General features: G+C 72.0%; 19 protein-coding genes. 13 read left to right on the forward strand and 6 right to left on the reverse strand.

What is annotated here, in order from left to right:
- Positions 1–2: 2 nt before the first annotated feature.
- The 4 genes from ACGFH8_RS33650 (at position 3) to ACGFH8_RS33665 (ending at position 2,885) form a co-directional block, all read left to right on the forward strand.
- A complete protein-coding gene (locus ACGFH8_RS33650) occupies positions 3–203 on the forward strand; it encodes a DUF3046 domain-containing protein (RefSeq protein WP_030489422.1) in 201 nt (66 codons plus the stop codon).
- A gap of 184 nt (positions 204–387) precedes the next feature.
- Entirely contained in the window at positions 388–1,434 is a 1,047-nt protein-coding gene (gene recA / locus ACGFH8_RS33655; protein ID WP_007456801.1) for a recombinase RecA, read from the forward strand.
- 14 nt (positions 1,435–1,448) lie between these two features.
- A complete protein-coding gene (locus ACGFH8_RS33660; RefSeq protein WP_393375371.1) occupies positions 1,449–2,147 on the forward strand; it encodes a regulatory protein RecX in 699 nt (232 codons plus the stop codon).
- 30 nt (positions 2,148–2,177) lie between these two features.
- A complete protein-coding gene (locus tag ACGFH8_RS33665) occupies positions 2,178–2,885 on the forward strand; it encodes a 3-keto-5-aminohexanoate cleavage protein (RefSeq protein ID WP_393375373.1) in 708 nt (235 codons plus the stop codon).
- Between the two features lie 210 nt (positions 2,886–3,095).
- Here the strand turns inward: ACGFH8_RS33665 and ACGFH8_RS33670 are convergent, their stop codons facing one another.
- Positions 3,096–3,347 (reverse strand): hypothetical protein, encoded by a 252-nt coding sequence (locus ACGFH8_RS33670; RefSeq protein WP_393375376.1) that lies wholly within the window; start codon positions 3,345–3,347, stop codon positions 3,096–3,098.
- A gap of 639 nt (positions 3,348–3,986) precedes the next feature.
- On the opposite strand from ACGFH8_RS33670, the gene rny reads away from it, so the two are divergent.
- Positions 3,987–5,753, forward strand: a complete 1,767-nt coding sequence (gene rny, locus ACGFH8_RS33675) for a ribonuclease Y (protein WP_393375379.1) — start codon at positions 3,987–3,989, stop codon at positions 5,751–5,753.
- 78 nt (positions 5,754–5,831) lie between these two features.
- Here the strand turns inward: rny and ACGFH8_RS33680 are convergent, their stop codons facing one another.
- The 4 genes from ACGFH8_RS33680 to ACGFH8_RS33695 form a co-directional block, all read right to left on the reverse strand.
- Positions 5,832–6,704, reverse strand: coding sequence for an amino acid ABC transporter permease (locus tag ACGFH8_RS33680; RefSeq protein ID WP_393375382.1), 873 nt, complete (start codon positions 6,702–6,704; stop codon positions 5,832–5,834).
- A gap of 43 nt (positions 6,705–6,747) precedes the next feature.
- A complete protein-coding gene (locus tag ACGFH8_RS33685) occupies positions 6,748–7,404 on the reverse strand; it encodes an amino acid ABC transporter permease (RefSeq protein ID WP_393375385.1) in 657 nt (218 codons plus the stop codon).
- A gap of 79 nt (positions 7,405–7,483) precedes the next feature.
- Positions 7,484–8,419 (reverse strand): glutamate ABC transporter substrate-binding protein, encoded by a 936-nt coding sequence (locus ACGFH8_RS33690; protein WP_393375388.1) that lies wholly within the window; start codon positions 8,417–8,419, stop codon positions 7,484–7,486.
- A 56-nt stretch (positions 8,420–8,475) separates the two neighbouring features.
- Complete coding sequence (locus tag ACGFH8_RS33695) at positions 8,476–9,231, reverse strand: amino acid ABC transporter ATP-binding protein (protein WP_393375390.1); 756 nt, start codon at positions 9,229–9,231, stop codon at positions 8,476–8,478.
- A gap of 195 nt (positions 9,232–9,426) precedes the next feature.
- On the opposite strand from ACGFH8_RS33695, the gene selD reads away from it, so the two are divergent.
- A complete protein-coding gene (selD, locus tag ACGFH8_RS33700) occupies positions 9,427–10,416 on the forward strand; it encodes a selenide, water dikinase SelD (protein ID WP_393375393.1) in 990 nt (329 codons plus the stop codon).
- 274 nt (positions 10,417–10,690) lie between these two features.
- The gene (locus ACGFH8_RS33705; RefSeq protein ID WP_393375394.1) at positions 10,691–11,170 is read left to right on the forward strand and encodes a hypothetical protein; all 480 of its coding nucleotides are present in this window, start codon (positions 10,691–10,693) and stop codon (positions 11,168–11,170) included.
- 119 nt (positions 11,171–11,289) lie between these two features.
- On the opposite strand, the gene ACGFH8_RS33710 is transcribed toward ACGFH8_RS33705, so the two are convergent.
- Complete coding sequence (locus ACGFH8_RS33710) at positions 11,290–11,538, reverse strand: DUF2277 family protein (protein WP_393375397.1); 249 nt, start codon at positions 11,536–11,538, stop codon at positions 11,290–11,292.
- A gap of 163 nt (positions 11,539–11,701) precedes the next feature.
- Here ACGFH8_RS33710 and ACGFH8_RS33715 point away from each other — a divergent pair, with 163 nt between their 5' ends.
- The 6 genes from ACGFH8_RS33715 to fxsT are packed head-to-tail and all read left to right on the forward strand — an operon-like array spanning position 11,702 to position 20,894.
- Positions 11,702–11,890 carry a hypothetical protein gene (locus ACGFH8_RS33715; RefSeq protein ID WP_393375399.1) on the forward strand — a complete coding sequence of 63 codons (189 nt, stop codon included), beginning with the start codon at positions 11,702–11,704 and terminating at the stop codon, positions 11,888–11,890.
- Positions 11,891–11,894: 4 nt separating this feature from the next.
- On the forward strand, positions 11,895–14,252 hold the full coding sequence (locus ACGFH8_RS33720; RefSeq protein ID WP_393375402.1) for an FxsB family cyclophane-forming radical SAM/SPASM peptide maturase: 2,358 nt from the start codon (positions 11,895–11,897) through the stop codon (positions 14,250–14,252).
- Positions 14,236–15,051 carry an aminoglycoside N(3)-acetyltransferase gene (locus tag ACGFH8_RS33725; protein ID WP_393375405.1) on the forward strand — a complete coding sequence of 272 codons (816 nt, stop codon included), beginning with the start codon at positions 14,236–14,238 and terminating at the stop codon, positions 15,049–15,051. Before ACGFH8_RS33720 ends, ACGFH8_RS33725 begins: the two co-directional genes overlap by 17 nt.
- A 52-nt stretch (positions 15,052–15,103) precedes the next feature.
- Positions 15,104–15,763, forward strand: coding sequence for a TIR-like protein FxsC (locus ACGFH8_RS33730; protein WP_393375408.1), 660 nt, complete (start codon positions 15,104–15,106; stop codon positions 15,761–15,763).
- Complete coding sequence (locus ACGFH8_RS33735; protein ID WP_393375409.1) at positions 15,760–17,025, forward strand: TIR-like protein FxsC; 1,266 nt, start codon at positions 15,760–15,762, stop codon at positions 17,023–17,025. The genes ACGFH8_RS33730 and ACGFH8_RS33735 overlap by 4 nt, the downstream gene beginning before the upstream one ends.
- Complete coding sequence (gene fxsT / locus ACGFH8_RS33740) at positions 17,022–20,894, forward strand: FxSxx-COOH system tetratricopeptide repeat protein (protein ID WP_393375412.1); 3,873 nt, start codon at positions 17,022–17,024, stop codon at positions 20,892–20,894. Before ACGFH8_RS33735 ends, fxsT begins: the two co-directional genes overlap by 4 nt.
- The last annotated feature ends 8 nt before the right edge of the window (positions 20,895–20,902 follow it).

Here is a 20,902-nt window from a genome sequence, read left to right on the forward strand (position 1 = left end):
CTGTGCGGCTGACCGACTTCTGGACGCGCCTTGACGAGGCGTTCGGGCCCGGCTACGCGGCCAGCATCGCCCGCGATCAGGTGCTGTCGCAGCTCGGCGGACGGACCATCGAGCAGGCACTGGCGTCGGGGGAGCAGACGCACGTGGTGTGGCGGGCGGTTTGTGCCGCGTACCCCGACCGCGTACCCGCCCGACTACGCTGAGCAGCCTTTTCGCCGCTTCCGCGTGTCGCTTGTCTAGTCGTACACCTGTTCGGCTATTGTCCACAGCGGGGTGCTCGTCCACAGCTCGCGGCCCGTCGGCTGGTTTTCTGTCGGACCCAGCGCCTAGCGTGTCCGCGTGACGCGAAGCTCAGCAAAGACGCCGGCGAAGGCAGGGGTGGCAACCATGGCAGCAGGGCCTGACCGGGAGAAGGCACTCGACCTAGCTCTCGCTCAGATTGACAAGCAATTCGGCAAGGGCTCGGTGATGCGGCTGGGTGACCGGCCGGTCGTCCAGACCGCAATCATCCCGACCGGCTCCATCGCGCTCGACGTGGCGTTGGGCATCGGCGGTCTGCCGCGTGGCCGGGTGGTCGAGATCTACGGTCCCGAGTCCAGCGGTAAGACCACGGTGGCACTGCACGCGGTGGCCAACGCCCAGCGCAACGGCGGCATCGCCGCCTTCATCGACGCCGAGCACGCGCTCGACCCGGAGTACGCGAAGGCCCTCGGCGTCGACACCGACGCGATGCTGGTCTCGCAGCCGGACACCGGCGAGCAGGCGCTGGAGATCGCGGACATGCTGATCCGCTCCGGCGCCCTGGACATCATCGTGATCGACTCGGTGGCGGCCCTGGTGCCGCGCGCCGAGATCGAGGGCGAGATGGGCGACAGCCACGTGGGTCTCCAGGCCCGGCTGATGAGCCAGGCACTACGAAAGATCACCGGTGTGCTCAGCAACACCGGCACCACTGCCATCTTCATCAACCAGCTGCGGGAAAAGATCGGCGTCATGTTCGGCAGCCCGGAGACCACGACAGGTGGTCGGGCGCTGAAGTTCTACGCCTCGGTCCGGCTCGACGTGCGACGCATCGAGAGCCTCAAGGACGGCACCGACGTGGTCGGTAACCGCACCCGGGTCAAGGTCGTGAAGAACAAGGTCGCCGCGCCGTTCAAGCAGGCCGAGTTCGACATCATGTACGGCAAGGGCATCTCGCGCGAGGGCTCGCTGATCGACGTCGGCGTGGAGCAGGCGATCATCCGCAAGTCCGGAGCGTGGTACACGTACGACGGCGACCAGCTCGGCCAGGGCAAGGAGAAGGCCCGGGAGTTCCTGAAGGAGAACCCGGACGTGGCCGCCGAGATCGAGAAGAAGATCCTGGAGAAGCTCGGCGTCGGTGTCGGTGCGGGTGACGCCGCCGGTGGCCCCGAGCTGCCGCCTGTCGACTTCTGACCGGTCGCTGACCCATGGCAGGACGACGCGCCCGTACGGGGCGGGGCTGGGATGCCAGCCCACCCCGTACGGGCGACGCCACCGATGCGCCGCGCCCCCGCCAGGGTCGCCGTGGACGCTCCGCCGAGACCGACGCGGTCGAGTCTCCCCCTCGTGACGAGTCGGAAGTGGCCCGCGAGATCTGCCTGCGGCAGCTCGCGGTCCGGCCCCGCACCCGGGCCGAGCTGGCCGGTGCGCTGGCCAAGCGGGGCATCTCCGAGGAGGTCTCGGCCGAGGTGCTCGACCGGTACGACGAGGTCGGCATCATCGACGACGCCGCGTTCGCGCGGGCCTGGGTGTCCAGCCGGCACTCGGGGCGTGGGCTGGCCCGCCGGGCGCTCGCCAACGAGCTGCGCCGCAAGGGCGTGGACGGCGAGGTGGCCACCGAGGCGCTCGGTGAGCTGGACGAGGAGACCGAGGCGGACACCGCCCGCGCCCTGGTGGAGCGCAAACTGCGCACCGCCCGAGGCGAGCCGGACGCGGTGTTCCGCCGGCTGGTGGGCATGTTGGCCCGCAAGGGTTACCCGCCCGGTGTGGCGATCCGCGCAGTGAAGGACGCGTTGGCCTCGCAGAGCGCCGAGGCGGCCGAGTTCGCCGAGCAGATCGACGCCGACGCGCTCGCCGAAGCCGAGGGCGAGGGCGAGGTGGATCGCGACAACCGCTCGATCGGGTGAGAGTCGCGCTGGGCGCTGTGGGGTGGTCCGATGGTGAAGGCGTGTCTGAACGGTGGACGCGGCCGCGACGTCCACCCGGCGGTGCCGATCACGCCTGCGGAGTTGGCCGCCGACGCGGCCCGTTGCGCGGCGCTCGGCGTCGCGGCCGTGCACGTCCATCCCCGTGAGGCGTCGGGTGCCGAGTCGCTGCGCCCAGAGGTGATCGCCGACGCGCTCACCGCGATCCGCGCCACCCAGCCGGGGCTGCCGGTGGGGGTGAGCACCGGCGCCTGGATCGCGCCGGCCCCGGCCGACCGGGTGGCAGCCGTCCGGGCCTGGTCGGTGCTGCCCGACTTCGCCTCGGTCAACGCGCACGAGGCCGGTGCCGAGGCCGTCGCCGCAGCCCTGCACGAGCGGGGTGTGCTCGTCGAGGTGGGGCTCTGGACGCTCGACGCCGTCGAGGCGTACCGGAGGTGGCGGGTGCCGGCCGGCCGGATCCTCGTGGAGTGCATGGCCGAGGAGGTGCCGGTCGCGGTGGCCGACGCGGCGCGGATCCTCGCCGCCCTGCCGGCGCGGGGGACCCCACCGGTGCTCCTGCACGCCGAGGGGCCGGCCACCTGGGCGGTGCTCGCCGACGCGGTCAGCCGCAGTCTGCACACCCGGATCGGCCTGGAGGACACACTCCTGCTGCCCGACGGCACACCAGCACCGCACAACGCCGCGCTGGTCACCGCCGCGTTGGCGGCCGGCGCCCACTGAGCGCGCCGCCCTGCTGGGCGCTGTCGTGCTGGACGGGTTGCCGTGCTGGGGCGGCCGGCGTCGCGCTGGGGCGGCCGGTGTCGTGCTGCGCGCGCTGCCGTACTGGGCGCTCGGCGTCGTGCTGAGGGCGCGCCGCCGTGCTGGGTGCGCTGCCGTGTTGGGTGCGCTGCCGTGTTGGGTGCGCTGCCGTGCTGGGGCGGCCGGCGTCTGCTAGGCGGTCGGCGTCCGCTGGGCCGTCGGCGTCCGCTGGGCCGTTGGCGTCCGCTGGGCCGTTGGCGTCCGCTGGACCGCCGGCCAAGATCGTGCTCGATCCAGGATGTAGTTGGGTCCTCGCGCGGTGAGACCACTATTTCCTGGATCGAGCACGATCACGGCGAGCGCGATCACGGCGAGCGCGATCACGGCGAGTGCGATCACGGCGAGTGCGATCACGGCGAGTGCGATCACGGCGGGCGCGATCACGGCGAGCACGATCACGGCGAGCGCGAGCTTGCGGGGGAGGCGCGATCCTGGCGGGACGAGTGGGATCTTGTCAGGCGCGAACCTGACGAGGGTCGGGCGGGGATGTGGGGTCGCTGGTGTCACACAGTTGGCTCGGCGAGGGGTGCTGCCGTCGCTGAACAGGCACGACATCCGGATTCATGGCGGCGGATCGCCAGGTTTGTCACCGCGTGTCCACAACGGCATCAGCGTTGCGTGACGACGCAACTTCTCTCCGTTCGGGGGGTTTGATCATGAGTCCTTGACCAGACCACCCCCGGCGACCTAGCCTCGCCATACAGGCTCACATTGCCCGACCAGCGCAGGCTAAGCGCACAACATAGATCGCGTAACAAGACAGCATCACTTTGGCCGACTCCCGGCCTTTGGCGGCAGATCTGGACAGGCCGGTCCGGACCTCCGCGACAACTGCACCCGGTCGCCGACGATGCCCGAGGGCACCGCCGGCGGAGAGAGCTACCCCACGGCCAGTCGCTCCGGTCGGGCGTCCACAGCCGCAGGAGTGTGCCCCGGCACGGTCGCTGCGGTCTCGACGTTAGGGGAGGCGGCCATGGCGGGGCGGCGGCACAGGTTCATCGGTAGACCCGACGGGGTCCCGGCATGAACGCCTTCGACGTCGTGCTCCTCGCGGCCGTCCTCGTCCTCGCCGTGGTGGTGATCGGGGCCGTGCTTGTCGGCATCCGGACGCTGCGGCGGATGGGTGCCGCGCCGGCTCCGGAGGATCCCGCCTTCATCGCCGAGAAGGATCGTCAGGAGCAGTCCCTCGCTGCCCTGCGGACCGCGGCCGACGAGGCGAACAGCACGATCGACGTGGCGAAGTCCGCGGCTGCGGCGGCCCGTGCCGAGGCGGCGGCCGCGAAGGCCGAGGCGAAGGCCGCTCGCGCCGAGGCCCGCCGGGTGCTCGACGATGCCCGCGCCGAGGCGGACACCGTCCTGGAGCGCGCCCACAAGCAGGCCGAGGCGGACGCCGAGCAGTTGCGGACGACGGCCCGGCGCAGCGGTGAGCGGGAGGTCGCGGTGCTCGCCGCCACCACCCGCGAGCAGGCCGCGGAGGTGGAGCGTCGGGCGGCCCGGATGGACGAGCGGGAGCGGATGCACACCGAGGAGGTGGAGCGGTTCGCCGAGCGGGAGCGGCAGCTCACCGAGGCGCGTGCGGCACTCGCCACCCGGGAGTCCGCACTGGCCCGACGGGAGACCGAGCTCGCCGAGTCCGAGGAACTGCGCCGCCGGGAGTTGGAGCGGGTCGCCGGGCTCAGCGCCGACGCGGCCCGACTGGAGCTGGTCGAGGCGATCGAGACCCAGGCCAAGCGGGAGGCGGCGCTGCTGGTGCGCGACATCGAGTCCGATGCGCGCAACACCGCCGAGCAGCGGGCCCGCCACATCGTGGTGGACGCGATCCAGCGGGTGGCCAGCGAACAGACCGCGGAGAGCGTGGTCAGCGTCCTGCACCTGCCCGGTGACGAGATGAAGGGGCGGATCATCGGCCGGGAGGGGCGCAACATCCGCGCCTTCGAGTCGGTGACCGGCGTCAACCTGATCATCGACGACACCCCCGAGGCGGTGCTGCTCTCCTGCTTCGACCCGGTCCGCCGCGAGGTGGGTCGGTTGACCCTGGAGAAGCTGGTCCTGGACGGGCGGATCCACCCGCACCGGATCGAGGAGGTCTACGACCTGGCCCGGCAGGAGGTGGAGCAGCTCTGCCTCCGCGCCGCCGAGGACGCCCTGGTCGAGGTCGGCATCACCGAGATCCACCCGGAGTTGGTGGCCCTGCTCGGTCGCCTGCGCTACCGCACCTCGTACGGGCAGAACGTGCTCAAGCACCTGGTGGAGACCGCGCACATCGCCGGCATCATGGCCGCCGAGCTGCGGTTGGACGTGCCGATCATCAAGCGGTCGGCGTTCCTGCACGACATCGGCAAGGCGCTCACCCACGAGGTGGAGGGCAGCCACGCCATCATCGGCGCGGACCTGGCCCGCAAGTACGGCGAGCACGAGGACGTGGTGCACGCCATCGAGGCGCACCACAACGAGGTGCCGCCGCAGACCATCGAGGCCGTGCTCACCCAGGCCTCCGACGCCTGTTCCGGTGGTCGGCCGGGCGCGCGCCGGGAGAGCCTGGAGGCGTACGTCAAGCGGCTGGAGCGCATCGAGGAGATCGCGGCCGGCAAGCTCGGCGTGGACAAGGTCTTCGCCATGCAGGCCGGCCGGGAGATCCGGGTGATGGTCAAGCCGGACGACGTGGACGACATCGGTGCGGCCGTGCTGGCCCGCGACGTGGCCAAGCAGATCGAGGAGGAGCTGACCTACCCGGGTCAGATCCGGGTCACGGTGGTCCGCGAGTCCCGGGTCACCGAGATCGCCCGCTGACCGGCCCGATCCTCACGAGTTCAGCAAGATCGGGGTGTCCCCACGGAGGGGACACCCCGATCTCACGAGAAGCGCCGGTCAGATCATCCGGCCGGCGGCGTCGCCGACATCCTGGGACGGCACCACCTTCGCGGCCGTCCGCGGGGTGCGACCCATCCGCTTCTGCAACCACCAGGCCAGGGCCGACAGCGCACCGCAGATCGTGATGTACATCGCCCCCACGACGAGGTACGCCGGCACGTACGGCAGCCCGAAAGGCAACCGGCCGCCGATCTGCTTACCCACGAAGAGCAGCTCGGGGTACGTGATGATGAAGCCCAGCGCGGTGTCCTTGAGCAGCACCACGAGCTGGCTGACGATCGCCGGCAGCATCGAGCGGACCGCCTGCGGCAGCAGGATCAGCCGCAGCACCTGGTTCTTGCGCAGGCCGATCGCGTACCCGCCCTCGGTCTGCCCGTACGGCACCGCGTTGATGCCGGCGCGGAAGATCTCCGCGAGCACCGAGCCGTTGTAGAGCATCAGCCCGATGACGAGCGCCCACAGCTTGTCGATCGACCAGCCGTACTGCAACGGCACGTAGTAGCCGAAGAAGATCAGGATCAGTAGCGGGATCGCCCGGAACAGCTCGACCACGAAGGTGGCCGGGGTGCGCAGGATCCACTTGTCGCTCAACCGGGCGCTGGCGAAGAACGCGCCGAAGAGCAACGCCAGGACCGCGGCGATGCCGGCGGCCTTCAGCGTCGCCCACAGGCCGCCGAGCAGCTCGCGCTGCACCGAGGCGTACTGGAACTGCTCCCACTTGCGGGCCTCGAACTGGCCGGTGTCGGCGAACTTGTAGCCGATGTAGGCGAGCAGGGCGATGATGCCGGCGGTGGAGAGGACGCCCAGGATCGCGTTGCGCCGCTTGGCACGCGGCCCGGGCAGGTCGTAGAGGATCGACGCCTGGCTCAACTCAGCCACCTTCCGTTCGCGGCCGTCGGGCTCGCCAGCTCACTCATCGGGCCACCCTCCACTTACGCTCCAGCAAGCGCTGCAACGCCACCAGCGGCAGGACCAGGATCAGGAAGCCGATGGTGATCCAGAGCAGGACGGCGAACTGCGGCTCGCCCCGCTCCGCCATGTAGGCGGGGATCGCGCCGGCCTCCAGCACCGAGAAACCGGCGGCGATCGTGGTGTTCTTCAGCATCGCGATGAACACGCTCATCATCGGCGGGACCATCGCCCGCAGCGCCTGCGGCAGCACGATGAGCGTGAGCACCTGACCGAAGGTCATGCCCAGCGCGCGGGCCGCCTCGGCCTGCCCGGCGGCGACGGTGTTGACGCCGGAGCGGATCACCTCGCAGACGAACGCGGAGGTGTAGACGGTAAGCGCGATGGCGGCGCTGGCGAAGTAGTCGATGTTGACGTCGAGCTTCGGCACCGCGAACACGAGGAACGCGAAGACAAGCGTCAGCGGGGTGTTGCGCACCAGGTTGACGTACGTGGCGCCGAACGCGCGCAGCGCCGGCACGGGGGAGACCCGCATCGCGCCGAGCAACGTGCCGAGGACGAGGCTGCCGACCGCGGCGATCAGGAAAAGTTTGACGGTGTTGGTGAACCCCTCAACGAACAGCTGCCCGTTGTCCGTCAGTACGCGGAAGAACTCGCCCATGCCTCGCTCTCAGTCCTCGGACGGGCGCCGGGCGGGGACGAGCCCCGCCCGGCGCCGCTACTCGTGTCGAGCCGGTCGGTCAGTACCGCTCAAGGGTGGGCGGGGCGCCCGCCGAGCCGGACAGGCCGAGCGTGCCGTCGTAGATCTTCTGCCAGGTGCCGTTGCCGAACGACGCCTCGATCTGGTTGTTGACGTAGTCGCGCAGCGCCTTGTCGTCCTTCGGCAGGCCGATGCCGTACTTCTCGGTGCTGAACGGCTTGCCGACCACCTTCAGCTCGCTCGGGCTCTGGGCCGCGAAGCCCTTGAGGATGGCGTCGTCGGTGGTGACGGCGTCGACCTTCTTGTCGAGCAGCTGCGAGACGCACTCCGAGTAGGTCTTGAACTCGACGATGTTGTTCGCCTCGGTCAGACCCTCGTCACGGACCTTCTGGATCGGCGTCGAGCCGGTGGCCGAGCAGACCTTCTTGCCCTTGATGGTGTCCTTGCCGGTGATCGACGTCTCGTCCTTGCGGACCAGCAGGTCCTGGCCGGCGACGAAGTACGGGCCGGCGAAGGAGATGTCGTTCTTGCGCTTGTCGGTGATCGAGTAGGTGCCGACGTAGTAGTCGACCTCACCACCCTTGATCGCGGTCTCCCGGTTGGCCGACGCGATCTCCTTGTACTCGATCTTCGCCGGGTCGATGCCCAGCGTGCTGGCCACGTACTGGGCGATCTCGATGTCGAAGCCGCAGCGCTTGCCCTGGGCGTCCTTGTAGCCGAGGTTCGGCTGGTCGAACTTGACGCCGACGGAGACCTTGCCGGCCGACTTGATCTTCTCGAAGGTCGGGCTGCCGGCGACGGCCGCGTCCGTCTTGGGGGTGAAGGTCGCGCCGGAGCTCTTGCAGGTGTCGGACTGGGCGCCACCGGGGGCGCTGCCGCCCGCGCTCGGGGTCGGCTCACCCTCCTTGCCGCAGGCCGCGGCCGACAGGGCGAGGGAGGCCATCATGGCGACCGCCGCCACGCGCTTCATACGCATACTCTTCTCCTTCTTTCAGAAGCCCGCCGGTGGTCGGCGCGCTCCACTACGGACGCCTAGTGCGTGAGGATCTTGGAGAGGAAGTCCTTCGCCCGGTCGCTGCGCGGGTTCTCGAAGAACTCCGCCGGGGAGGCGTCCTCGACGAGCTTGCCGTCGGCCATGAAGATGACCCGGTTGGCCGCGTGCCGGGCGAAGCCCATCTCGTGGGTGACCACGACCATCGTCATGCCGTCGCGCGCCAGCGAGGTCATCACGTCCAGCACCTCGCCGACCATCTCCGGGTCGAGAGCGCTCGTCGGCTCGTCGAAGAGCATCGCCTTCGGCTGCATGGCCAGGGCGCGGGCGATGGCCGCCCGCTGCTGCTGCCCGCCGGAGAGCTGGGCCGGGAACTTGTCGGCCTGGTTGGCGATGCCGACCCGGTCGAGCAGGGCCAGGCCGCGCTCGCGGGCGGCGGCCGGCTTCTCCTTGCGGACCTTGATCGGGCCGAGGGTGACGTTCTCCAGGATGGTCTTGTGGGCGAAGAGGTTGAAGGACTGGAAGACCATCCCCACCTCGCTGCGCAGTCGGGCGAGGGGCTTGCCCTCGGCCGGCAGCGGCTGGCCGTCGAAGATGATCGTGCCGGAGTTGATCGGCTCCAGCCGGTTGATGGCGCGACACAGCGTCGACTTGCCGGAGCCGGACGGGCCGATCACCACGACCACCTCACCCCGACCCACCGACAATGAGACGTCGTCCAGCACGTGCAGCGGTCCGAACCACTTGTTGACCGCGTCCAGCACGATGAGCGGTTCGCCCGTCGTCACGTCGTCCACCGTCCCCTGTCGTCTCCCGGATCGGGGTCGGTTGACCCCCGGTGCGGCCACTGTAGGCGGCCTGATGTGGCGGAATGCAACTCAGCGGGTCACGGAGCGGTAACACCGGTCACGATCGTCGACGAGCGTCCGATTCCGGTCACTGTGCGGGTGGCAACGGTGGCGATCGTGGCGCGTTGTCGAGATCATGGGGGGATGACCGAACCGGTACGCCTGACCCGTTACGCCCGTGGTGGCGGCTGCGCCTGCAAGATCCCGCCCGGTGAACTGGAGATCATGGTGTCCGGTCTCGGCCCGGCCACCGGCACCGCGGAGCTGCTCGTCGGCTTGGACCACGGTGACGACGCGGCGGTGGTGCGCCTGGACGAGCGGACCGGCCTGGTCACCACCGCCGACTTCTTCACCCCGGTGGTCGACGACGCGTACGACTGGGGTCGGATCGCCGCCGCCAACGCGCTCTCCGACGTGTACGCGATGGGCGGCACCCCGCTTGTCGCGCTCAACCTGCTCTGTTGGCCGCGCGACGTGCTGCCGATGGAGTTGGCCGGCGAGGTCCTGCGCGGCGGCCAGGACGTGGCGCGGGAGGCCGGCTGTCACCTGGCCGGCGGCCACAGCGTGGACGACGACGGCCCGAAGTACGGCCTCGCGGTCACCGGCACGGTCCGTCCGGAGGAACTGATCACTCTCGACGCCGGGGTGGCCGGGGTGCCGTTGTCGTTGACGAAGCCGCTCGGGGTGGGTGTGCTCAACACCCGACACAAGGCCACCGGTGAGAGCTTTCCGGAGGCGGTGGCCTCGATGAGCGCGCTCAACCGGGACGCGGCCCGCGCGGCGGTCGCCGCCGGCATCCGCTGTGGCACCGACGTGACCGGGTTCGGGTTGCTCGGGCACGCCTCGAAACTGGCCCGGGCCAGCCAGCTCACGGTGGCCATCGACGCGGCTCGCGTGCCCTACCTGGCGGGTGCCCGGGAGGCGCTGCGCGACGGGTACGTCAGCGGCGGCAGCCGACGCAATCTGGAGTGGGTGACGCCGTGGACGGATTTCGGCGCCGTGGGGGAGGACGAGCGGTTGTTGCTGGCCGACGCGCAGACCTCCGGCGGCCTGCTGGTCGCCGGCGAGGTTCTGGGTGCTCCCGTGGTGGGTGAGTTGCTGCCGCGCGGCGAGCACCTCGTCGTCCTGCGCTGAGCCTTTCCGCAGCTCGGCGCCGGGGAGGCGGCGGTCGCCGCCCGCCGGACACGCGAGACCCGCTCGCCGGACACGCGGTCCTGGTGGTGCGGTTGGCGCACCATAGCCGATAAACTGTCACCTTCCCGCTACTCCGAGCAATGTGGCTCAGGGAAATTTTGCCCGGAATGGTCACAGACCGGTAACTTGCCCCCGCCTGGGGTCAAATGCCCCCCACCATCGTGTGTAAGGCCCGATCCGGAGGCCGGTGGGACGAACGCAGCGAGGAGGCGGAATGACCGAGCTGTGGAACTGGAGAATCGACGGGGCTCGACCCGTGGAGGTCTACCCGGCGCTGGCCGAGGCGCTCGGCCGGGTGGTGATGCCGCTGGCGGTGGCCGACCCGGCCCGGCTGCCGGCGTACGCGGTGGTGTGCGACGTCTGGGAGGCGCCGGGCGAGTTCGCGACGGTCGTGGACTGCTACGGGGTGCCCGAGCAACTCCCCGAGCACGCCAGCATCGCCGCGCTCGCTCGACTGTTGGGCCGCAACTGCCTGTTGCGCGACGACACGCTCGACGCGGGCCGGCACCTGCTCGTCGCCCCGGACGGCACGGTCCGTCCGGTGCACTTCGACGTACGGGACACCGAGGACGGCGAGGTGCTCAGCAGGCATCGGCTCTGCACGGCCGGCGACCCGGGCTGCCGGGGCTGGTCGCAGTGCCACCGGTCGCGCTGGGCGCCGGACACGGTCGTCCCGGCGCTCGCGGCGGCCTGACCCGCGTACCAGGGTCGCGGCCGACTCGCCGCGGCAGGGTTCGGGGCCGACTCGCCGCGGCCTGACCCGCCCCAGGGGCGGGCCGGGTGTCGCGCCGGCGAGTCGGGCCGCGCCGGCGGTCAGGTGGTGGCGGCGGCCTGCCGGTCCGGACTGCCCGATCCGGCGCCCCGCACCACGAGTTGGTCGAGCAGGTCGCGCGTCGCCGCGGTCACGGCGGCCACCGCGGCGTCGAACGCGGCGGCGTTGTGTGCGGCGGGCGCCCGGAAGCCAGAGATCTTCCGGACGTACTGCAACGCCGCCGCCTCGACGTCCGCGTCGGTCACCTGCGGGGTGAACGGCTCCCGCAGCGTCTTGATGCTCCGGCACATGTGGGTTCCTCCTCTGCCGGCACCCGGATCACCACCCGCGGTGCTGACGGTTGTACCGACGGTGACACTGGGTCGATATTTGTCTATCCTGGTCACGGACCAGAGCCTTTCGCGCAATTATCGCCGCTCGCGCTCACCGCGCCCGGGCCCTCGGAGACTCATTGTGGACCATGCCCCCACCCGCTCGACCCGTCCCGACCTCGACAACCTCACCCGTTGCCTGCACACCCCGCTGGAGCGGATCGCCGCCGAGCACGCCGATCTGGTCGAGGCGGTACGCCGACGCGTCGTCGTGAACGAGTCCGTGCCGTCCGGCAGCGTGCCCGTCGCCGCCTTCAACTCGTCCATCTGAGCTGATGGCCGACCGGCGCGGTCCACCCGGAGCGGGCGGGTCCAGCCGGCCGATCAGCCAGTTCGTGCTGAAGGTGCACAGCCGGTGCGACCTCAGCTGCGACCACTGCTACGTCTACCAGCACGCCGACCAGACCTGGCGGGGTCGGCCGGTGCGGATGGCGGCGGCCACGGTCCGGGCCGCCGCGCACCGCATCGCCGAGCACGCCCGCGAGCACGAGCTGCCGGTCGTGCACGTGGTGCTGCACGGCGGCGAGCCACTGCTGCTGGGTGCCGCCGGGCTGCGCGAGGTGCTGACCGAGCTGCGGACGGCGATCACGCCGTGGACGCGGCTCGACCTGCGGATGCAGACAAACGGGGTGCTGCTCGACGACGAGCTGTGCCGCCTCCTCGTCGACTACGACGTGCGGGTCGGTGTCTCGTTCGACGGCGACCGCGCCGCGAACGACCGCCACCGGGTCTTCGCCCACGGCGGCAGCAGCCACGACCACGTCCGGCGGGCACTGGCCCTGCTCCGACGCCCGGAGCACCACGCCAGCTACGCCGGCATCCTCTGCACCGTCGACGTCCGCAACGACCCCGACCGGGTGTACGAGGCGCTGCTGGCCGAGAGCCCGCCCCGGGTGGACCTGCTGCTGCCCCACGCCACCTGGGACCACCCACCGCAGCGCCCCGGCCCCGGCTCCACCCCGTACGCGGACTGGCTGGGACGGCTGCACCGGCGGTGGGTGGACGAGGGGCGGCCGGTGTCGATCCGGCTGTTCGAGGCGTTGCGGCCCGGTGGCGGTGGCACCGAGGCGTTCGGCCTCGCGCCGGCCGACGTGCTGGTGATCGAGGCGGACGGCAGTTGGGAGCAGGTCGACTCGCTGAAGACCGCCTATCACGGCGCGGCGGGCACCGGGTTCGACGTGTTCGGCCATGCGGTGCACGAGGCGGCCCGGCACCCCGGGGTGGCCGTCCGGCAGGAGGGCGTCGACGGGCTCTGCGCGACCTGCCGGGCCTGCCGGGTGGTCGACAGGTGCGGCGGGGGCCTGTACGCCCACCGCTGGCGCACCGGCTCCGGCTTCGACAACCCGTCGGTGTACTGCGCCGACCTGCTCCGCCTCATCGACAGCGTCGACGCGTACCCGCGGCCGACGAGCGAACCGCCGGTCGACGAGCCGTCCGCAGAGCCGTCCGCCGAGCCGTCCGCCGCGCCGGTCGACGAGCTGCTGGACGACCTGGCCACCGGCCACGGGTCGACACCGACGCTGGCGCTGCTCGCCGCCACCCAGCTCTCCATCACCCGGGCGTTGCTGGTGGCCTGCCGGGACCGGGCCGGCTCCACCACCGCCTGGGAGCTGCTCGCCCAGCTCGACCAGACGGCGCCGGAGGCGGTCCGGGCGGTCCTGGCGCACCCCTTCGTCCGGCCCTGGCTGGTGCATCGCCTCGACTCGTCGGCCCGGCCCGGTGAACGCCCCGCGGTCGACCCGCTGCCGGCGCTCGCCGTCGCGGCGGCCGTCCGGGCGGGCGTCCCGGCCGCGGTGCGCGTCCCGGTACGCGCCGACACGATCACGTTGCCCACGCTCGGCAGCCTGGTGCTGCCCGGCCTGGGGGAGAGCGCCGAGGTGACAGTGCGGCCCGGTGGGTTCCGGGTCCGAGGCGGGACCACCGAGCGCACGGTGCTCCTCGACCCGGCCGAGCTGTCGGCCGACTGGCGACCGGCGCGCGAGGTGCCGGTGTCCGGTGGCGGGTTGCTGATCGAGGACGGCGACCCGTACCGGGACTGCTACGGCCAGTCGGTGGCGCCCCGGCTGGCGGACCCGGTCGCGCGGGCGTTGGGGCGTACCCTGGCCGAGGCCTGGCGGGTCGTGCACCGGGACGTGCCGGCGCACGCGGCGGCGCTCGACGGCGGCCTGCGGGTCGTCGTGCCGCTGGCCCCCGACCCGGCGAGACCACTGCGCAGCGCGACCGCGCGGCACGCGTTCGGCGCGGTCGCGGTCACCGCCGATCCGGACCCGGAGACGATGGCGGTGCTGCTCGTGCACGAGTGGCAGCACGCGAAGCTCGGTGCCGCGCTCGACCTGTGCGACCTCGTCGAACCCGACCGGGGCACCCGGATCAGCGTGCCCTGGCGCCCCGACCCGCGGCCGCCCGAGGGCGTCCTGCACGGGGTGTACGCCCACCTGGCGGTCACCCAGGTGTGGCAGGCCCGGGCGGCCCGCGGCGGGGGTGACGCGTCCGCGCACGCCGACCGTTACCTGACCTGGACCAGGGATGGCGTGGACGCGCTGCTGGCCAGCGGGTCGCTCACCGCGGCGGGTGAGCGGTTCGTCGGCCAACTGCGGCACGCCCTGGGGGAGACCCGTGTCGGGTCCCGATGAGCGCACCCTGGGCCGCCCCCGCCTCGCCGACGACCTGCGTGCGTTGGGCGTCGAGCCGGGGGCGTGCCTCGTCGTGCACTGCGGCCTGCGTCGGGTGGGCCGGTTGGAGCACGGGCCGGCGACGCTCGCCGGCGCTCTGCGGGACGTCCTCGGCCCCGCCGGCACGCTGCTGGTGCCCACGCACACCGACGGCAACTCGACCACCTCCCGGGCACACCTGGCGGCCGTCGCCGGCATGGACCGGGCGCAGCGCGACAGGTACGAGGCGGCGCTGCCGGGCTGGGACCGCCGCAGCACTCCCTCGCAGCGGATGGGCGCGCTCGCCGAGTACGTCAGGTGTGCCCCCGGCGCCGTGCGCAGTGACCATCCCCAGACCTCGTTCGCCGCGCTCGGCCCTCGGGCCCGGCAGCTCACCGAGGACCACGACCTCACCTGTCACCTGGGCGAACGCTCACCTGTCGGTGGCCTGTACGCGGCCGACGGGCAGGTTCTGCTGCTCGGCCTCGGCTACGAGGCGTGCAGTGCCCTGCATCTGGCCGAGTACCGGCTGCCGGTGCCGGCGCCCGAGCGCGACTACCGCTGCTTCCGGCTGGTCGAGGGGCGCCGGGTCCGCCTCGACTTCCGCGCACTGGACCTGGACGACCGCGACTTCCCCACGGTGGGCGCCGCGCTCGACGACGCCCCGTTCGTGCGGCACGGCCGGGTTGGTCAGGCCAGCGCGCGGCTGCTGCCGGCACGTGCCACAGTGGACTTCGCCGTCGACTGGTTCGCGGCGAACCGGCTGGCGGCGCGCCGTTGACGCGGGGTCTACGCTGATGGTCCGGCCGCGTGGGGAGGGCGGAGGGGCAGCGGTGAGCACAGCGGACGCACCCTCCCGAACGCGCGCCCCGCTCTTTTTCCTCAGCTATTCCAGGGCGCCTGTCGGCCGGGCCACCGGCAAGCCGGCCGAGTACGTCTCCCGGTTCTTCGAGGACCTCTCCGTCCACGTCAGCGAGCTGGTCGGCCCGGTGACCGGGGTGGACGCCGGCTTCCTGGACAGCTCCATCGCGGGCGGGGAACGCTGGAGTCCGGAGCTCCTCGAGGCCGCCGGCACCTGTCAGGTCTTCGTGCCACTGGTGTCCAGCGCGCTGCTCGGCAGCGAGTGGTGTGGTCGCGAGTGGGACGCGTTCTCCCGCCGACGCATCGTTCCGCGGCACAGCACCGCCTCGGTCCACGAGACGGCGATCGTGCCGGTCACCTGGTCGCCGACCAACGGCGCCGCGCTGCCCCGGGTGCTCCGCGACATCCAACGGTTCACCCCGACCGCCATGCCGGATCCCGACATCGCGGTGCACTACCAGCGGGATGGGGTCTATGGCTTGCTGACCATGCAGTGGGAGAACGCGTACCGCGCGGTGGTCTGGCGGCTCGCGCAACGGATCGTGGCGATCCACCGCGGCTACCTGGTGGAGCCCTGGGTGCCGGCGAGTGTGGACGAGTTGTGCAACAGGTTCGCCGAGGAGCCGGGATGAGCCCGCCGGGGGACCGCCGCCGACCGGCGGCACGAGGGACGTACTTCTTCCTCAGTTACGCCCACTCGGCGCCGGCCCCGGGCGCGCGGGCCGACGCCGACGTCTGGGTCGGCCAGTTCTTCGCCGACCTGACCGACGAGGTGCGCCGCCAGGCGCGACCGGTGGCCGGGATGCGGATCGGCTTCTTCGACCAGCACATCCCGTTGGGCGCCGACTGGAAGGCGGCGCTCGCCGAGGCTCTCGGTGACGCCGAGGTCTTCGTCCCGCTCTACTCGCCCGGCTACTTCAGCCGCCCGTGGGCGCTGGGGGAGCAGGAGTCCTTCCGGGCCCGGTTGGCCGCCGCCGGGCCGGCCCGACGCACCGCCGGCCACCTGACCCCGGTGCTGTGGATCCCGTTCCCCCCGTGGGAGGCCCATCCGGAGCTGGACGGCGCACTGGACCTCGGCCGGGACATCCCGGAGTACGCCGAGGACGGCCTGCGTGCCTTCTGCATGCTGGCCTCCTACCGGACGCAGTACGAGCTGCTGCTCAGCCGCCTGGCCAGTCGGATCGTGCACACCGCCGAGCGGCGACCGTTGGGCCCGTCCCGCGCGCCCGGCCTCGACGAGGTCACCCGCCCGGGACCATCCGACCCGGACTTCGTGGTCGCCGTCCTGGCCCCGACCCGGGACCGCCTTCCGGTCGAGCGGGACCCGGCCGGCTACGCGGCCAGCGGCCGGCTCTGGCGGCCGTACGGGAGTCGCCAGGAGCTGCCCGCCGCCGAGTACGCGGTGAGCACCGCCGAGCGCCTCGGGCTGTCCGCCCGCACGGAGGACTTCGCCCAGGCCGCCGGTCTGCTCGAACGCCGGCCGGCGGTGCTGCTCGTCGACCCGTGGATCGCGGCGGCGCCCGACGCGTCCGCGCTGATCGCCCGCATGCTGCACGGCCTGCGGGAGTGGGTCGTTCCGCTCGTGGTCACCGACGACGACGACTCCCAGGACGCGACCCGGTGGGCGACCGAGGTGACGCGACTGCTGCACGACGCCGGCCTGCCCCAGGTGAAGCGGGCGTGCAGCATGCCGGAGTTCGTCGACCTGATGCCGGCGCTTGTCACCGAGGCCCGCCGCCAGTTCCTCAAGTACGGCCCGGTGGTCCCCTTCGAACCACCGCCGCAGCCGGTGCCGAGCCTGCGCGACGGCCTGCCGCCCGCCGGCTCCACCACCGACCCCGCGTCCACGCCTGATGATCCGGCTCCCTTGCGTCCCCACGGAGAAAACCGATGAACAACGATCGTGCAGGCCAGGTCGTCACGTTCTACTCGTTCAAGGGTGGGACGGGCCGGACGATGGCGCTGGCAAACGTCGCCTGGATCCTCGCGGCCAGTGGCCGCCGGGTGCTGGTCGCCGACTGGGATCTCGAGTCGCCGGGCCTGCACCGCTTCTTCCATCCGTTCCTGGACGCCGAGGCGATCCAGGGCACCAGCGGTGTGATCGACATGATCCGCGACTACGAGTGGGAGACCACCCGGGTCGACGACCGGCCGGACCGCTGGATGGAGCAGTACGCCCGGGTCGGGCGGCACGCCTTCTCGTTGCGCTGGAACTTCCCGGAGGGCGGCGGCCTCGACTTCCTCTCCGCGGGCCGGCAGAACAGCGACTACGCCGTCTCGGTGAGCGGGCTGGACTGGGACAACTTCTACAACCGGCTGGGCGGGGCGCAGTTCTTCGAGGCGCTGCGGGCCGACATGAAGCGCCAGTACGACTTCACCCTGATCGACAGCCGGACGGGGTTGAGCGACGTCGCCGACATCTGCACCCTGCACCTGCCGGACACGCTCGTCGACTGCTTCACCCTCAGCGACCAGGGCATCGACGGGGCGGCCCGGGTGGCGCACTCGGTGCGGGACCGGTACCGGCGGCGCGACATCCGGGTCCTGCCGGTGCCGATGCGCGTCGACCAGGCCGAGAAGGAGCGGGCCGAGGCGGGTCGCCTGCTGGCCATGCGCCGGTTCGCCGGGTTGCCGGCGGGCATGACCGAGGCGGAACGGCGGCGTTACTGGGCCGCGGTCGAGGTCCCGTACCGGCCGTTCTACGCGTACGAGGAGACCCTGGCGACCTTCGGCGACCCGCCCGGTTCGCCGACGTCGCTGCTGGCCGCGTTCGAGACCCTGACCGGGATCCTCACCGACGGCGAGGTGACCGCGCTGCCGGTGATGGACGAGTCGGTACGGGAACGCGGCAAGGCCCGCTTCCGTCGGCGTACCGAGGCGATCGACGACCAGATCGTGCTCCGCTACGCGCCGGAGGACGCCATCTGGGCCGAGTGGCTGGAGCGGGTGCTCAGTTCGGCGGGGCTGCGGGTGGTGGAGCCCGCCTCCGCCGTCGGGTCCGCCGGTACGCCCGCGCCGCGCACGCTGACGGTGGTCTCACCGGCCTACGTGGCGACGCCGTCGGGCGGCCTGCCCGACCGTGACACGAGCACCGGCTCCACGGCCCTCGCCGTGTACGTCGCCGACCTGCGCCCGTTGGCCGAGTTCCCGGCCCAGAGCTCCACCAACCTGGTGAACGTGAGCGCCGCGACCGCCGTGGAACGGGTGTTGCGGTTGGTCGGCCGTCCGGTGCCGTCGTCGGCGGACGGTCCGGCCGCCGGGGCCACCCGCTATCCCGGCACCGAGCCGCTGATCTTCAACGCCCCCAACCGGAATGCCCGGTTCACCGGCCGGGAGGACGACCTGGCGCGGCTGCGCGCGCAGTTGCAGAGCGGGGGCAGCGCGGTGGTGCTGCCGGTCGCCCTGCAGGGCATGGGCGGCGTCGGTAAGACGCAGGTGGCGTTGGAATACGTGCACCGGTTCCGGGCGGCGTACGACGTGGTCTGGTGGATCGTGGCGGACCCGCCGCAGTTCGTCGACACCGCCCTCGCCGACCTCGCCGGTCGCCTCGGCATCCTGGTCGGGCCCACCCTGCCCGACACGGTCCGGTCGGTGTTGCAGGTGCTGGGTCGAGGGGAGCCGTACGAGCGGTGGCTCGTCGTGCTCGACAACGCCGAGGAGCTCGACCAGATCGAGCCCTTCCTGCCGCAGGGCCCCGGCCACGTCCTGCTGACCTCCCGCAACCGCGCCTGGGGGGACCGGGCGAACCCGATCCAGGTGGACGTCTTCGACCGCACCGAGAGCGTGGCGCACCTCGCCCAGCGGGTGCCGACGATCAGCGCCGAGGAGGCCGACCGGGTGGCCGAGGCGCTCGGTGACCTGCCGATCGCGGTGGCCGCGGCGGGCGCGTGGCTCGCCGACACCGGTACGTCGGTTGCCGAATATCTGCGGCAGATCGAACGGCACGGTCCCAGCGCGCTCTCCGTGGAGGCCACCTGGGACCTGTCGCTGAACCGGCTGCTGGAGCAGGCGCCCGCCGCGTACCGGCTGTTGCAGCTCTGCTCGGTGCTGGCGCCGGAGATCGCCCTCGAACTCGTCTACAGCGACGAGATGGCGGCGGCGCTCGTGCCGTTCGACCCGTCGGTGTCGGAGCGGCTCGTGCGCGGCGCGCTGGTCCAGCAGATCAACCGTCTGGCGCTGCTCAAGCTCGACGTGCAGGGCGGTCGGGTCCAGGTGCACCGGCTGCTGCAGGCGGTGGTCCGCGACCGGATGACCGAGGACGAGATCGTCGCCGCCCGACACCAGGTGCACCTGGTGCTGGCCGCGTCCCGGCCACGCGGCGACGTGGACGACCCGACCACCTGGGCGAGGCTGCGGATGCTCTGGCCGCATCTGGAGGTCTCCGAGGCGCTCACCTGCCCGGACGAGTCGGTGTGCCAGCTCCTGATCGACCGGGTCCGTTACCTGTGGCAGCGCGGCGGCCTGGACCAGGCCGACGGGTTCAGCCAGGAGGTGGACGACACCTGGAGCGCCCGGCTCGGTGACACGCACAACGAGGTGGAGGTGTCGGCGCTGGGCCGACAGTTGCTGCACCTGCGGTTCAACCGGGCCAACATCCTGCGGAGTCTGGGCCGGTTCGACGAGGCCCGGGACCTGGACGAGGCGGTGCTCGCCGAGCAACGCCGGTTGCTGGGCCCGCTGCACCCGCACAGTCTGATGACCGCCGGCAGCCTGGGCGGTGACCTGCGGGCGCTCGGCCGCTACGCCGAGGCGCTGGAACGGGACCGGTCCACCTACGCCTCCTGGTTGCAGGTGTTCGGCGAGGACCACCCGCGGACGTTGAGCGCGGCGAACAACCTGGCCGTCTCGTACCGGCTGGTGGGCGACTACCGGTCGGCCCGCCGGTGGGACGACGAGGTGCACCAGCGGCGGCGGCTGGTGCTCGGCCCCACGCATCCCTACACGCTCGTCTCGGCGGTGCGGCTGGGCAGTGACCTGCGGGAGGCCGGTGAGTACGAGAGGTCGGCCACCCTGCTGCGCACGGTCTACGAAACGTACTGCGAGGTGCTCGGGCCGGACGACGGGCAGAGTCTCGCCGCCCAGGTCAACCTGGCGGTGTCACTGCGCAGCGCCGGTCGGGGGAGCGAGGCCGCGCCGATGTTCGAGACGGCCTACCGGGAGCTCGACGAACGCTTCGGGGCGGACAACCCGGACACGGTGGCGTGTCGGTCGAGCCGCGCGGCGAACCTGTTGGCCGTCGGCGACGCGGCCCGGGCGGTGACCGAGATGACCGCGGTGAGTCAGGCGTACCAGGAGCAACTCCGACTCGGCCCGGAGCACCCGTTCACCCTGGCGACGCTGAGCAACCTCTCCGCCGCGGAGCGCGCGGTCGGGCGCAGGTCGGAGGCGCTCGTGTCGGCTTCCCGCGCGGCCGGCGAACTGCGCAAGGTGCTCGGCCCCGACCACCCGCACACCCTCGCCGCGGAGGTCAACCAGGCGGTGTGCCTCGCCGAGAACGACGACTGGGAGTCGGCTCGGGACCGGCTGCGGGAGACCGCCGACCGGCTGGCCACGGTGATCGGCGCGGACCATCCCGACACGTTGCGCTGCCTCGGTGATCTCGCCCTGGTGTCGCGGCGGGCCGGCGACGGCGCCGCCGGAGCCGAGGACGTCGGCGCCGTGGCGGACCGGTTGGCCGAGGTGATCGGCCCGGAGCACCCGACGGTCCAGACGCTGCGGGAACGGCGGTTCATCGTCCGGGTCATCGACCCGCAGACGATCTGACCCGGATC

The sequence above is a fragment of the Micromonospora sp. NPDC049175 genome (assembly GCF_043197345.1).
Taxonomy (GTDB): domain Bacteria; phylum Actinomycetota; class Actinomycetes; order Mycobacteriales; family Micromonosporaceae; genus Micromonospora.

What these genes read in the sequence shown, in the direction of transcription:
- recA (WP_007456801.1), top strand. Translation starts at nt 388, where the DNA reads ATGGCAGCAGGGCCTGACCGGGAGAAGGCACTCGACCTAGCTCTCGCT.
- ACGFH8_RS33660 (WP_393375371.1), top strand. Translation starts at nt 1,449, where the DNA reads ATGGCAGGACGACGCGCCCGTACGGGGCGGGGCTGGGATGCCAGCCCA.
- ACGFH8_RS33665 (WP_393375373.1), top strand. Translation starts at nt 2,178, where the DNA reads ATGGTGAAGGCGTGTCTGAACGGTGGACGCGGCCGCGACGTCCACCCG.
- rny (WP_393375379.1), top strand. Translation starts at nt 3,987, where the DNA reads ATGAACGCCTTCGACGTCGTGCTCCTCGCGGCCGTCCTCGTCCTCGCC.
- ACGFH8_RS33685 (WP_393375385.1), bottom strand. Translation starts at nt 7,404, where the DNA reads ATGGGCGAGTTCTTCCGCGTACTGACGGACAACGGGCAGCTGTTCGTT.
- ACGFH8_RS33690 (WP_393375388.1), bottom strand. Translation starts at nt 8,419, where the DNA reads ATGCGTATGAAGCGCGTGGCGGCGGTCGCCATGATGGCCTCCCTCGCC.
- selD (WP_393375393.1), top strand. Translation starts at nt 9,427, where the DNA reads ATGACCGAACCGGTACGCCTGACCCGTTACGCCCGTGGTGGCGGCTGC.
- ACGFH8_RS33705 (WP_393375394.1), top strand. Translation starts at nt 10,691, where the DNA reads ATGACCGAGCTGTGGAACTGGAGAATCGACGGGGCTCGACCCGTGGAG.
- ACGFH8_RS33710 (WP_393375397.1), bottom strand. Translation starts at nt 11,538, where the DNA reads ATGTGCCGGAGCATCAAGACGCTGCGGGAGCCGTTCACCCCGCAGGTG.
- ACGFH8_RS33720 (WP_393375402.1), top strand. Translation starts at nt 11,895, where the DNA reads ATGGCCGACCGGCGCGGTCCACCCGGAGCGGGCGGGTCCAGCCGGCCG.
- ACGFH8_RS33735 (WP_393375409.1), top strand. Translation starts at nt 15,760, where the DNA reads ATGAGCCCGCCGGGGGACCGCCGCCGACCGGCGGCACGAGGGACGTAC.
- fxsT (WP_393375412.1), top strand. Translation starts at nt 17,022, where the DNA reads ATGAACAACGATCGTGCAGGCCAGGTCGTCACGTTCTACTCGTTCAAG.